Source organism: Achromobacter aloeverae, assembly GCF_004121055.1.
Taxonomy (GTDB): Bacteria; Pseudomonadota; Gammaproteobacteria; order Burkholderiales; family Burkholderiaceae_B; genus Bordetella_C; species Bordetella_C aloeverae.
The window spans coordinates 434,061-445,758 of sequence record NZ_PYAL01000001.1 but is presented as its reverse complement, the minus strand read 5'-3'; the positions used below and the strand labels follow the sequence as shown (position 1 = coordinate 445,758).

At 68.3% G+C, this 11,698-nt stretch carries 13 protein-coding genes; all 13 read right to left on the bottom strand.

Features of this window, described 5'->3' with window-relative positions:
• Positions 1–59 precede the first annotated feature (59 nt).
• Positions 60–863 (bottom strand): flagellar biosynthetic protein FliR, encoded by an 804-nt coding sequence (gene fliR, locus C7R54_RS02005; protein ID WP_129148515.1) that lies wholly within the window; start codon positions 861–863, stop codon positions 60–62.
• A gap of 22 nt (positions 864–885) precedes the next feature.
• Positions 886–1,155: a flagellar biosynthesis protein FliQ gene (fliQ, locus tag C7R54_RS02000; RefSeq protein ID WP_129148514.1), complete on the bottom strand. Its 270-nt coding sequence runs from the start codon at positions 1,153–1,155 to the stop codon at positions 886–888.
• Positions 1,156–1,185: 30 nt separating this feature from the next.
• Complete coding sequence (gene fliP, locus C7R54_RS01995; protein WP_129149400.1) at positions 1,186–1,887, bottom strand: flagellar type III secretion system pore protein FliP; 702 nt, start codon at positions 1,885–1,887, stop codon at positions 1,186–1,188.
• Positions 1,888–2,065: 178 nt separating this feature from the next.
• On the bottom strand, positions 2,066–2,401 hold the full coding sequence (fliO, locus tag C7R54_RS01990; protein WP_129148513.1) for a flagellar biosynthetic protein FliO: 336 nt from the start codon (positions 2,399–2,401) through the stop codon (positions 2,066–2,068).
• Between the two features lie 7 nt (positions 2,402–2,408).
• Complete coding sequence (fliN, locus tag C7R54_RS01985; protein WP_129148512.1) at positions 2,409–2,939, bottom strand: flagellar motor switch protein FliN; 531 nt, start codon at positions 2,937–2,939, stop codon at positions 2,409–2,411.
• Positions 2,936–3,937, bottom strand: a complete 1,002-nt coding sequence (gene fliM / locus C7R54_RS01980; RefSeq protein WP_129148511.1) for a flagellar motor switch protein FliM — start codon at positions 3,935–3,937, stop codon at positions 2,936–2,938. Before fliM ends, fliN begins: the two co-directional genes overlap by 4 nt.
• Complete coding sequence (gene fliL / locus C7R54_RS01975) at positions 3,938–4,525, bottom strand: flagellar basal body-associated protein FliL (protein ID WP_129148510.1); 588 nt, start codon at positions 4,523–4,525, stop codon at positions 3,938–3,940. It abuts the gene before it with no gap.
• Positions 4,526–4,735: 210 nt separating this feature from the next.
• Positions 4,736–6,148 (bottom strand): flagellar hook-length control protein FliK, encoded by a 1,413-nt coding sequence (locus C7R54_RS28785; RefSeq protein WP_158021125.1) that lies wholly within the window; start codon positions 6,146–6,148, stop codon positions 4,736–4,738.
• Between the two features lie 100 nt (positions 6,149–6,248).
• Complete coding sequence (gene fliJ, locus C7R54_RS01965) at positions 6,249–6,698, bottom strand: flagellar export protein FliJ (RefSeq protein WP_129148509.1); 450 nt, start codon at positions 6,696–6,698, stop codon at positions 6,249–6,251.
• Between the two features lies 1 nt (position 6,699).
• On the bottom strand, positions 6,700–8,127 hold the full coding sequence (gene fliI, locus C7R54_RS01960) for a flagellar protein export ATPase FliI (RefSeq protein ID WP_129149398.1): 1,428 nt from the start codon (positions 8,125–8,127) through the stop codon (positions 6,700–6,702).
• A 131-nt stretch (positions 8,128–8,258) separates the two neighbouring features.
• Positions 8,259–8,993 (bottom strand): flagellar assembly protein FliH, encoded by a 735-nt coding sequence (gene fliH / locus C7R54_RS01955; RefSeq protein WP_129148508.1) that lies wholly within the window; start codon positions 8,991–8,993, stop codon positions 8,259–8,261.
• Positions 8,986–9,993, bottom strand: coding sequence for a flagellar motor switch protein FliG (gene fliG / locus C7R54_RS01950; protein ID WP_094854139.1), 1,008 nt, complete (start codon positions 9,991–9,993; stop codon positions 8,986–8,988). Before fliG ends, fliH begins: the two co-directional genes overlap by 8 nt.
• Entirely contained in the window at positions 9,983–11,659 is a 1,677-nt protein-coding gene (gene fliF, locus C7R54_RS01945; RefSeq protein WP_129148507.1) for a flagellar basal-body MS-ring/collar protein FliF, read from the bottom strand. Before fliF ends, fliG begins: the two co-directional genes overlap by 11 nt.
• Positions 11,660–11,698: the final 39 nt, after the last annotated feature.

Here is an 11,698-nt window from a genome sequence, read left to right as displayed (position 1 = left end):
CATACGGCGCCCCGCGCTGCTTTCGACGCGCCGCAGGCCTTCCGGCTGGGGGCGGACGATCAGTTCGGCCCGCCGCGCGGCGCGGCCAGGGTGTCGGCGATGCGCGCCATGGCCGCCAGCGATTCCTGGTAGAACTGGTTGAGGTACGAGGGGGTGTGCGGCAGGATGACGGTCAACAGCACCACGCCCGACATCAGCATGATGGGAAAACCGACGGAGAAGGCCGACAGCTGGGGGGCGGCGCGGTTCAGGATGCCCAGCGAAAGATTGAGCGTGAGCAGCGCCGCGATCAGCGGCAGGGCCAGCAGCAGGCCGGCGGAGAAAATATTGCCGCCCAGCTCCGCCACGCCCATCCAGGCGGCCGGATTGAGGGTGTCGTGCCCGATGGGCAGGATGGTGAAGCTGCGCACCAGTACGTCCAGCATCAACAGGTGGCCGTTGAAGACGAGGAACAGCAGCATGGCCAGGATGTTGAACAGCCGCGCCAGCACTTCGGTATTGGAGTGCGTGGACGGGTCGTACAGGGTCGCCAGCGACAGGCCCATTTGCAGGCCGACGAAGTCGCCGGCCGTCTGCACCGCCGAAAAGCAGATGCGCATGACGAAACCCAGCGCCAGCCCGATGAATACCTGCTGCGCCAGGATCCACAACCCTTCATAGGAACTGGTGGCCAGGGCAGGGAAGGCGGGCAGGGCGGGCGCCACCACGATCGCCACGATGGCCGCCAGGCCTATCTTGGGCAGCGACGGCGCCGACGATTCGCCGAATACCGGCGCCACGGAGAACAGGGCGAGCAGCCGCGCGAAGGGCCACAGGAAGGCGTTGATCCAGCCGTACAGCTGATCGAGGGTGAAGCTGATCATGGCGCCGATCCGGGCCCGGTCCTCAAGACACCAGCCCGGGGATCTGTTCCATGATCTGGCGGATGTAGTCCACCATGGTCTGCATCAACCACGGGCCCAGCACGACCAGCGTGGCCGCCACGGCCAGCAGCTTGGGAATGAAGGACAGCGTCATTTCGTTGATCTGCGTGGCGGCCTGGAACACGCTGATGATCAAGCCCACCACCAGGGTGATCAGCAGCATCGGACCGGCCACGATAAGGACCATCTTCATGGCCTGGTAGGCCATCGTCATCACGGTTTGGTCGGTCATGGCGGAGGACTCGCGAGTGCGGCGGGGGCCTTATTGATAGAAACTGCGGGACAGCGAGCCCAGCAGCAGGTGCCAGCCGTCGGCCAGCACGAACAGCATCAGCTTGAAGGGCAGGGAGACCGTGACGGGTGGCACCATCATCATGCCCAGGCCCATCAGCACGCTGGCCACCACCATGTCGATGATCAGGAAGGGAATGAAGACGGTGAAGCCGATCTGGAACGCGGTCTTCAACTCGCTGGTGACGAAGGCCGGCACCAGCACCTTCAGCGGCACGTTGGCGGGCGTGTCCATGGCCGGCTGGTTGGTCATGTTGGCGAACAGCGCCAGGTCGGTTTCCCGGGTCTGGTGCAGCATGAAGGTCCGCAACGGGCCGGCGCCGCGCTCGAGCGCCGTTTCGAAGGTGATGGAGCCGGCGCTCAGCGGCTGGTAGGCCTTCTGGTAGATTTCGTCGAACACCGGCGACATGGTGTATGCCGTCAGGAACAGCGCCAGGCCGATCAGCACCAGGTTGGGCGGCGTGGTCTGCGTGCCCAGCGCATTGCGCATCAGGCTCAGGACGATGATGATGCGGGTGAAGCCCGTCATCATCAGGACGGCTGCCGGCAGGAAGGACAGCGCCGTCAGCATGATGAGCGTCTGCACGCTCAGCGAATACGTCTCGGAGCCGTTGGGGCCCGGCGTCGCCGTCAAGGCGGGCAGCGTGGCCTGGGCGAGGGAGACGCCCGGCATCAGGGCTAGCACGGCGGCGAGCAAGGCGGCCAGGCCCAGCACGGCGCCGCCGCGGCGCGAGAAGCGCACGCGTCGCAACAGATAGGCCCAACTACGGAAAATGCTCATGGCGGATTCTGGCGTGGCGGCCGTGCCGCCGGTGATTGCAGGGAATTCAGCGCGCAAGGCGGACGCACCCTCAGCCGTGGCGGCGACGCCAGGCTTCGCCCAGCTTGCCGGCGAAGGCCGACGCCGAGACCGGCGCCACCGGCAGGTCCGGCAAGGGCGCGCCGGCGGGCAGCGTGTGCAGCACATTCATCTGGCCGGCGCTGATGCCCACGACCAGCCAGGTATCGTCGAGCTGGACCAGCACCATGCGGTGGCGCGGTCCCAGTCCCAGGCTTTCGACGACCCGCATGCGGCCTCGCGTCCGTCCGGCCAGGCCGCCACGGCGGGCGAGCCAGCCGAAGGCGAGGATCACGCCTACCACCAGCACGAGGCCGAGGAACAGGCGTAGCACGTCGGGCGAGGTCATGACAGGATCAACGGCGGCCGTTCAGGCGGTTGATGCGTTCGGACGGGGTGATGATGTCGGTCAGGCGGATACCGTACTTCTCATCGACCACGACCACTTCGCCCTGGGCGATGAGGTAGCCGTTGACGAAAATATCCATCGGTTCGCCGGCCAGGCCGTCGAGTTCCACCACCGAGCCCTGGCCCAGCTGCAGCAGGTTCTTGATGGTCAAGCGGGTGCGACCCAGCTCCACCGTCAGCTGCACCGGCACGTCCATGATCAGGTCGATGTCGGTGGTGGCTTTTTCGGTGCTGCCGGCCAGGGGCTTGAAGACGGACTTGGCGGCGGACTGCGGCGCCGGGCTGGGCGCGGCGGACGTGGCGGCGCCTTGCTCGGCCATGGCGGCGGCCCAGGGGTCTTCCGCGGCCTTCAGGCCATCGGCCTGGGTCTGCGGCGCGGCGGCGCGGGATTGCTCGGCCAGCGCATCGGCCCAGTCGTCGGCGCCGGAGGCGGCGGGGCTGGTGCCGCCGGCTGTGTTCTCGGCGTTCGGATCAGTCATTCAGGGGCCTCGGTATCGGTATCGTTGGGAGTTAGCAATTTCTGGATGCGCAGGGCGTATTGGGTGTTGAAGACGCCGTAGCCGCACTCCATGACCGGCACGTCGTTGATGCGCGCGGTGATGATTTCGGGGACTTCCATGGGCAGCACGTCACCCACCTTCATCGCCAGCAGGTCGCGGATCGAGGAGGGTAGCGTGACGAATTCCGCGACCAGCTCCACGTCGGCGCTGCGCACCTGGCGCGACAACTGGGTCGCCCAGCGCTGGTCCACCGCCTCCAGGGTGTTTTCCTGCAGGGGGCGGGTCAGCAGGTCGCGCACCGGCTCTATCATGGAATAGGGCAGGCAGATATTCAGGTCGCCGCCCGTCGCGCCGAATTCGATGTGGAAGGGCGTGACCACCACCACTTCGTTGTCGCCGGTGATGCTGGCGAACTTCGTGTGCATCTCGGAACGCACATATTCGAATTCGATGGGATAGACCGCGTCCCAGGACTTGCCGTAGCTTTCCAGCGTCAGGTTCAGCAGGCGGCGGATGATGCGCTGTTCCGTCGTCGTGAAGTCGCGCCCCTCGACCCGGGTGTGATAGCGGCCATCGCCGCCGAACAGGCTGTCGATGACCAGGAATACCAGGTTGGGATCGTAGGTGAACAGGGCGGTGCCGCGCAGCGGCTTCATCTGCACCATGTTCAGGTTGCTGGGCACCGGCAGGTTACGTTCAAAATCCGAATACTTCATGATCTTGATCGACCCGACCGTGATGTCGGCGTTGCGGCGCATGAAGTTCAACAGCACGTTGCGCATGTGGCGCGCGAAACGTTCGTTGATCAGCTCCAGCGTCTGCATGCGGCGCCGTACGACCCGCTCGGGGGAGCTCAGGTCGTAGGCGCGGACGCCTGCCTGCTCTTCCTGCGCCTGCGTCTTGCCGTCGTCTTCGCCGGTGACCCCCGCGAGCAGGGCGTCGACTTCATCCTGCGAAAGAAAAGCCTCGTAGGCCATTTATTGCACCACGAATGCCGTGAAGAGGACGTCGGTGACGTACTGGCCATCGGGGATGGGCGAGAACGGCTTGTTGACGGCCTTGATGATGGCGTTGGCCAGGTCGGTCTTGCCCTGCGGCGTCTGCATGCTTTCCGGCGTCTGCGACGAAGCCAGCAGCAGGATGCGGCTGCGCACTTCCGGCATGTACTTTTCGATGCGCTGGCGCGTCTGCTCGTCGCTCACGCGCAGCGTCAGCGCGACGTGCAGCATGCGCTCGGTGTTCGCGCTCTGCACCGTGACGGTGAAGGGCTCGATGGGGATGAAGATGGGCGCGGGCACGGCGGCGGGCGTGGTCGGCGGCGGCACGAACGTGGTCGGCGTCGCGCCGGGCTGCTGCTGCGCCTGGCCGACGTTGATCTGGACGGCGGCGTTGGGCTGCTGGCGCTGCGAGCGCGTGGTGATCATCCAGGTCGTGGCGACGCTCGCGGCGGCGACGATCAGGAGGACCAGCAGTCCGATGATGGGACGCAGCAGCCGGCTGGCGCCGCCGGAACGCACGGGCAGGGTGCTGCGCGACGGCATGGTAGGAGTTTTGGAAGTCGCCATCTTGGATCGGTGAGTTGAATTACCGAGAAAAACGGAATTTATGAGTATCCGGAAACATTCTGCCCCAAATTGCCTTGCCGGAGGTAGGCGAAAAACAGGGCGAAATCTGTGTATCTCAGGCTATTGCCTGGCGCGGGCCATCCATCGCGCGTCACATGCCGGGCGCAAGCCCGGCACGGGCCGTCGTGCAAGGACCATCGTGCAAGGACTTCACGCGAAGGTGTCCACCAGCGCATTGGCGGCGCGGCGCGTTTGCACCGTGGCCACGACCGTGTCGTTGGCGCTGCCGCCGGCCTGGGCCGATGCCTCGCCGCCGCCGGACTGGCCCTGGCGGCCGCCCTGGTCGCTGGCCGCGAAGCCAGCCTGGGCGCCCTGGTCGCCGACATTGGTCTGCCCCAGAGAAATCCCGGCCTGGGACAGCGCCTGCTGCAGTTGCGGCAGCGCCGCTTCGACGGCCTGGCGCACGGCGGCGTGGGAAGACACGAAGGAGGCCTGGGCCACGCCATCGTTCAGGGTCAGGGTGATGCGCAAGGGGCCGAGGTCCGGAGGATCGAGGCGCAGTTCCGCCGTCTGGGTCTTCTGCTGTGCGTTGTTCGACAGCACCACGACCTGCTTGCCGAGGTCGGCGGCCCAGCCCGGCTGGCCGACGGGCGTGCCGACATGCAGCGCGGTCGTGGCGGGCGCCGCCTGCACGGTGACCGGCGCCTGGCTGGCGGCGACGGCGTTGGCCAGGGCTTCGTGAGCGCCAAGGGCGTTCGGGACGTTCGAGGCCGTGGCCGTGGCGTCGCTGGCCGCGGCGCCATGCAGGGCGGGTTTTGCCAGGTTGCTGGTGCTGTCCTGCCCTGACGTGTCGGCGTCGGCGCTGGCTGCCCGCACCGCCTGCCTGGTGACATGGGCGGTGGCCGGCGTCGCGGAGCCGGCGCCGTCCTGCGTGGCCAGCGGCACGGCGTTGCGGTCGGCCTGCGCCGGCTGGGCGGCGGCCGTTCCCTTTGCGGTGGGCGTGGCCGACGCTGCCGCGGCGATGGCCGGGGCGGTCTCGGCGGCAGCGTCATCCGTGGCGGGCGCGGCCGTCAACACGGCGGGCAGGGCGGCGGGCGCGGCGGTCTTGTCATCCGCGGCGGGCGTAACCGTGGCGGCCGGGGTCGCGGCGGCGGCCAGCGTGGCGGCGAGCGCGTCGGCCGCATCGTCGCCGGCGGGAGCGGCCTGCGGCGGGACGGGCGCGGGCGCCGGGGCGGTAATCTGCGCCACCAGCGCGGCCATCGCCAGCGCCTGCTGGCTCAGGGTCGGCGCGGCGGCATCGGCCCCAGCGGCCGCTTCATCGGCGGCGGTATCCGCATCCTTGTCGGCGTCGCCCGCCGCGGCCTTGGTCGGCTTGTCGCCGCTTGCCGCCGGGGTTTTCGCGCCCGCTTGCGCGGCCGTCCCGGAGCCGGAATTGGCGGCCGGCGCGCCCGACGCGGCATTGCCGTCGTCCTGCCGCGCGGCGCCGCGCTGGCGCGACATCACGTCGGAGAACGCGGGGCGCGCGTCGTTGTTGCCCGACGTAGTGCGGCTGGCGCTGCCGGTCGGTGGAACGGGCGTGGACGGGGCGATGATATTGAGCAAAGTCGTCGCGGCGGCGGTCATAACGGCTTCCTGTGATTCGGTGCTACGTGATCCGGACGTATTACGGCGGATGTACTGCGGTGGTTTTGCCAGGGCGTCCGCCAGGGCTTGCGAACAAGCCCTAGTGCATGCCGGCGTGGCCTCGCACCAGGCGGGCCGAGTATTCATCGTTGGCGCGCTGTTCGCGGCGCGCCTCGGCGCGGGCTTCCACGTTGGCGGCGCGCTGGGCCAGCGCATCGAAGGAGTTCAATTTGCGTTTTTCTTCCTGCCAGCGCAGCTTGCCCTTGGCCAGATGGTCCTCGGCCTGCGTCAAGACAGCATTTTGCTGCCCGATGGCGTCATCCAAAGTGCCGATAAAGCGCTGATAATTGTGGCAATCCGCCGCCGACATGCCGCTTACCATGGCGTGTTGCAGGCGCTGGAGGTAGTCCTGGCGGTAATCCTGCAACATGGCCAGCTGGCGTTCGGCGTCGTTGCGCGCGGCGTGCAGGCGGCCCAATTGGCGCGCCGCCTCCTCGGTGTTGTCCTTGGCGAGGCCGATCAGGGTATCCAACGGCAATTTACTGGGCATGTCAGGCTCCCGGGCCGAAAGTGGCCTGCAATTGCTTGATGGCGGTGTCGTAGGTGACGCTGTCGCCGACGTTCTGCTGGAGGAAGGCTTCCAGGCGCGGATAGCGCGCGATGGCGTCATCCAGCGCCAGATCGTGGCCGGGCGCGTAGGCGCCCACGGCGATCAGGTCGCGGTTGCGCTGGTAGCGCGACAGGACCTGCTTGAAACGGCGCACCATGGCGAACTGCTCGACGGTGATGAGCGAGTTCATGGCGCGCGAAATCGATGCCTCGATATCGATGGCGGGGTAGTGGCCGGCTTCGGCCAACTGGCGCGACAGCACGACGTGGCCGTCCAGGATGGCCCGCGCCGAATCGGCGATGGGGTCCTGCTGGTCATCGCCCTCGGCCAGCACGGTATAGAAACCCGTAATGGAGCCGGCCTTGCCGCCAGGCCCGGGCGAGCCCATGCCGGCCCGCTCCACCAGGGCCGGCAGCTTGGCGAAGACCGATGGCGGATAGCCCTTGGTGGCCGGGGGTTCGCCGATGGCCAGGGCGATCTCGCGCTGCGCCATGGCATAGCGCGTCAGCGAGTCCATGATCAGCAGGACGTCCAGTCCCTGGTCGCGGAAGTGTTCGGCGATGCGCGTGGCGTAGGCCGCGCCCTGCAAGCGCAGCAGGGGCGAGACGTCGGCGGGCGCGGCGACCACCACCGAGCGCGCCAGGCCATCGGGCCCCAGATTGTGCTCGATGAATTCCTTGACTTCGCGGCCCCGTTCGCCGATCAGTCCCACCACGATGACGTCGGCCTTGGTGTAGCGCGCCATCATGCCCAGCAGCACGCTCTTGCCGACGCCGGACCCGGCGAACAGGCCCATGCGCTGGCCGCGCCCGACGGTGAGCAGGCCGTTGATGGCGCGCACGCCGACGTCCAGCACGGTGTCGATGGGCGCGCGTGACAGGGGATTGATCGGCAGGGCGGCCAGCGGCGCGGCTTCGGCGCCGTGCAGCGGGCCCAAGTCGTCCAGCGGCCGGCCGGCGCCGTCCAGCACACGCCCGAGCAGGGCGTTGCCGACCGGCAAATGGCGGCCCAGCGCGGGCTTGGCATTGCCGTTGAGTATGGCCTTGCGCGGCAGGGGAATGGTGCGTTGCAACGGCGGGTCGCCCGGCATCACGCGGGCGCCGGGCGGCAGCCCGGAAATATCGGCCTGTGGCATCAGGTACAGCGTGTGGCCGTCGAAGCCGACCACTTCCGCCTCGGCCCAGTGGTCGTGGCCGGGCGCGATTTCGATGCGGCAGGCCGCTCCTACCGGCAGGCGCAAGCCGGTGGCCTGGAGCACCATGCCCGTGGCCCGGGTGATGCGGCCGATCGCCAGCCAGGGGTCCGTGGCATTGGCGCGGACCGAGCCGATCTGTAGCTGGATGGCCCAGCGATCGGCCACCGGCGGCATCGCCGGCCGGGCGCCCGTGCCAGTGCCCGGGCCCGCCTCGGCCGGGCGCTCGCCGACGGCCGCCGCGGCCAGCGGCCCGGCGGGCGTGGCAAGGCCTGCCTGCGCGGCGCCGGCCGGCTGGGCGGTGGCCATTATTCGTCCTCCAGCGGCATGTCGCGGCCCAGCGAGGCGGCGACGCGGCGCCAGCGCGTCTGTAGGGTGGCGTCGATATCGCCGAACGAGGTCTCGGCGCGGCAGCCGCCGCGGGTGATCGATTCATCGGCCAAGGCGCGCCAGTGGCCCAGCTTCAGGTCCTCGGCCAGGTGCAGGCGCACCAGTTCAAGGTCCTCGGGATGCAGCCACAGGCGCAGGGGCGCGGCCGCGCCCGGATTCATGTGCAGCACCTCGCGCACGGCGGGCAGCAAGGACTCGGGCTGTGTCGCCAGGGTCGTGCGCAAGACCTGGCGCGCGATATCCAGTGCCAGGGTCAACAGGGACTGCCCGGTCTTTTCTTCCAGCACGGTCAACGAGGCCGCGGTGGTATCGGCCAGCGCGCGCAGGCGGGCGGCCTCGGCGGCGCCCTGCTTGCGCGCTTCCTCCAGGCCTTCCTTGTAGCCGGCGTCGCGGCCCGCGCTCAAGCCTTCGTCATAGCCCCGCGCGCGGCCTTCCGCCACGCCCAGGTCATAGCCTTCCGCCCGGCCTTCGGCCAGGCCCTGCTGGTGCCCCTGGCGCCGGCTTTCCTCGCGCACCACGGCGGGGTCGGGGCCGGTATCGACGATCGCCGGTTCGGCGTCGCGGGCGTCCTGCTCCTCGAACGAAGCCATGCGCCACCGCCGCCATGACTCGGCATGGGCGAGGGGCGCCTTGCGGGCCTCGTAGTCAGACATAGGCGTCGTCTCCCTGGTTGCCCAGGACGATCTGGCCGCTCTCGGCCAGGCGGCGGGCAATCTGCAGGATCTTCTTCTGCTCGGCTTCGACCTTGGACATGCGGATGGGGCCCTGCGCCTCCAGGTCCTCGCGCAGCATTTCGGCGGCGCGGCTGGACATATTGCGCAGGAACTTGTCGCGCAGTTCCTCGACGGCGCCCTTGAGGGCGACCATGAGGGTGTCGTTGTCGACTTCCTTGAGGATGAGCTGGATGCCGCGATCCTCGACGTCGATCAGGTTGTCGAAGACGAACATTTCGTCGACGATCTTCTGCGCCAGGTCGGCATCGCGTTCGCGCAGGCTGGCGACCACGCTTTCCTCGTCCGCCGAGTTCATCATATTGAGAATCTCGGCCGCGGTCCGTACCCCGCCCATCTTGCTGCGCTTGGCGCCCTGGCCCGCCAGGACGGCGTTCAGGGTATCGGTCAGCTCGGCCAGGGCGGTCGGCTGCACGCCGCCGAAGGTGGCGATGCGCAGCATGACGTCGTTGCGCAGGCGCTCGCCCAGGCGGGCCAGCACGGACGACGCGCGGTCGCGTTCCAGGTGGACCAGGATGGTGGCGATGATCTGCGGATGCTCGTCGCCGATCAGCTCGGCCACGGTGTGCGGGTCCAGCCAGTTCAGGGCATCGATGCCGCTGCCGCCTTCGCCGGCTTCGAGGATGTCCTCGATCAGGCCGGCGGCGCGATCGCTGCCCAGCGCCTTGGTCAGCACCGAACGGATGTAGTCGTCCGAACCCAGGGTGACGGCGATGAACTGGTCCGATTCCTGGCGGAATTCCTCCAGCACGGTCGCGACGTCCTCGCGGGTAACCTGCTTCAGGCTGGCCATGGCGCCGCCGACCTGCTGCACCTCGCGCGCGGTCAGGTACTTGAAGACTTCGGCCGCCGCATCCTCGCCCAGCGACATCATCAGGACGGCCGCGCGCGTCATGCCGTCAATGGGGGTCTCATTTGCCATCTTTGTTCATCCAGGTACGCAGGACCATGGCGACGGCGCGGGGATCCTTGTTCGCCATGTCGCGGGCGCGCTTCATGTTTTCCTCGAAACGATCCATTTCCTTGGCGCGGGCGATATCCTGCGCCTCGCGCAGCGCCTCCTGGCGCTCCAGCTCGGCCACTTCGGGATCGATCTCGGGCGGGCGCATGTAGCGGTCGTACATCGGGCGCAGCAGCGAGCGCCAGACCCACAGCGCGGCGATCGCGATGGCCAGCCAGCCCAGGGCGGTCTTGCCCATGGCGATATTGTCGGGATCCTTCCACCACGGCGTGCTCGGCTCGACGTCGTTGAACTGGCTGTTGACCACGTTCAGGGAGTCGCCGCGCGCTTCGGAGTAGCCCATGGCTTCCTTGACCAGGGTGGTGAGCTTGTTCAACTCATCCGGTTCCATGGCCTTCGCTTCGCCATCCTTGTTAGGCAGGTAGTTGATGACCACGGCCACCGACATGCGCTTCAGGTTGCCCACCGGCTGCTTGATGTGGCTGATGGTGCGGTCCAGCTCGTAGTTGGTGGTGGCGTCGCGGCGCTCGCTGCTGGGGCCCTGCGGCTGCGGTGTCGTGGCCGCGCCGGTGCCGGCGTTCTGGCCCTGCTGGCCAGGCTGGCCTGGACGCTGCGGCTGCTGTTGCTGTTGCGGATTGACGATGGGCGCGGTCGGGCCGGCCGGCGGCTGGTTGGACAGCGCGCCCGGCACGCCCTGGGCGGCGTTGGCGCCGTTCTGCTGGGAGTCGCTGGTCTGTTTGCTGCGCACCGCGGCCTGGCCGGGGTCCTGGTTGGGACGGTAGGTTTCCTGCGTTTCCTCGCGGCGCGAGAAATCCATGTCGGCGCTGGCCTGGGCGTGGACGTTGCCGGAACCCACCAGCGGGTTGAGGATGGACAGGATGCGCTCCACCGTGCGCTGTTCCGTTTCGCGCACGTAGCGCAACTGGTCGGCGTCCATGCCGCGGCCTTCGCCGGCGGGCTGCGAAAGCAGGCGGCCGTTCTGGTCGACGATGGACACGTTGTTGACCGTCAGTTCGGGAACGCTGGACGCCACCAGCCAGGCGATGGAGGAAACCTGGCCGTCGCCCAGGCTGCGGCCGGGGTACAGGTTGAGCAGGACCGACGCCGTCGGCGCCTGGCGGTCGCGCACGAACAGGGTCTGGCGCGGGATGGCCAGGTGCACGCGGGCGTGCTGCACGGAATTGACCGATTCGATCGAACGCGCCAGTTCGCCTTCCAGGGCGCGCTGGTAGTTGATCTGCTCGGTGAACTGGCTGGCGCCGAAGCGGCTGTTGTCCAGCAGTTCGAAGCCGACCGAGCCGCCGCGCGGCAGGCCTTGCGCGGCCAGTTGCAGGCGCGTGTCGTACACCTTCTCCTGCGGCACCAGCAGGGCAGTGCCGCCATCATTGAAGCGGTAGGGCACGTTCATCTGGTTCAGGGCCGCCACGATGGCGCCCCCGTCGCGGTCGTCCAGATTGGAGAACAGCACTTTGTAGTTCGGGTCTCGGCTCCACATGGTCGCGGCGACCACCAGGGCCGCGACGGCGGCGATGGCGCCGATCAGCGCGGGTTTGGGTATCGCGCGCAGCCGTTCCAGCACGGGGAATCGGGCCATGAGGGAGGAAGTAAGAGTCGCCTGCTGATTCATCGGATGCCCCCGCTCGCCGAAAGGCGCGAGTGCCGGGGA

Excerpts from the sequence above, each read along its gene's own strand:
- C7R54_RS28785 (WP_158021125.1), bottom strand. The coding sequence starts at position 6,148 with ATGACCGCCGCCGCGACGACTTTGCTCAATATCATCGCCCCGTCCACG.
- fliI (WP_129149398.1), bottom strand. The coding sequence starts at position 8,127 with ATGCCGCCGGTGGCCGATCGCTGGGCCATCCAGCTACAGATCGGCTCG.
- fliQ (WP_129148514.1), bottom strand. The coding sequence starts at position 1,155 with ATGACCGACCAAACCGTGATGACGATGGCCTACCAGGCCATGAAGATG.
- fliM (WP_129148511.1), bottom strand. The coding sequence starts at position 3,937 with ATGGCCTACGAGGCTTTTCTTTCGCAGGATGAAGTCGACGCCCTGCTC.
- fliG (WP_094854139.1), bottom strand. The coding sequence starts at position 9,993 with ATGGCAAATGAGACCCCCATTGACGGCATGACGCGCGCGGCCGTCCTG.
- fliP (WP_129149400.1), bottom strand. The coding sequence starts at position 1,887 with ATGCCGGGCGTCTCCCTCGCCCAGGCCACGCTGCCCGCCTTGACGGCG.
- fliJ (WP_129148509.1), bottom strand. The coding sequence starts at position 6,698 with ATGCCCAGTAAATTGCCGTTGGATACCCTGATCGGCCTCGCCAAGGAC.
- fliF (WP_129148507.1), bottom strand. The coding sequence starts at position 11,659 with ATGAATCAGCAGGCGACTCTTACTTCCTCCCTCATGGCCCGATTCCCC.
- fliN (WP_129148512.1), bottom strand. The coding sequence starts at position 2,939 with ATGACTGATCCGAACGCCGAGAACACAGCCGGCGGCACCAGCCCCGCC.
- fliL (WP_129148510.1), bottom strand. The coding sequence starts at position 4,525 with ATGGCGACTTCCAAAACTCCTACCATGCCGTCGCGCAGCACCCTGCCC.
- fliR (WP_129148515.1), bottom strand. The coding sequence starts at position 863 with ATGATCAGCTTCACCCTCGATCAGCTGTACGGCTGGATCAACGCCTTC.
- fliH (WP_129148508.1), bottom strand. The coding sequence starts at position 8,993 with ATGTCTGACTACGAGGCCCGCAAGGCGCCCCTCGCCCATGCCGAGTCA.
- fliO (WP_129148513.1), bottom strand. The coding sequence starts at position 2,401 with ATGACCTCGCCCGACGTGCTACGCCTGTTCCTCGGCCTCGTGCTGGTG.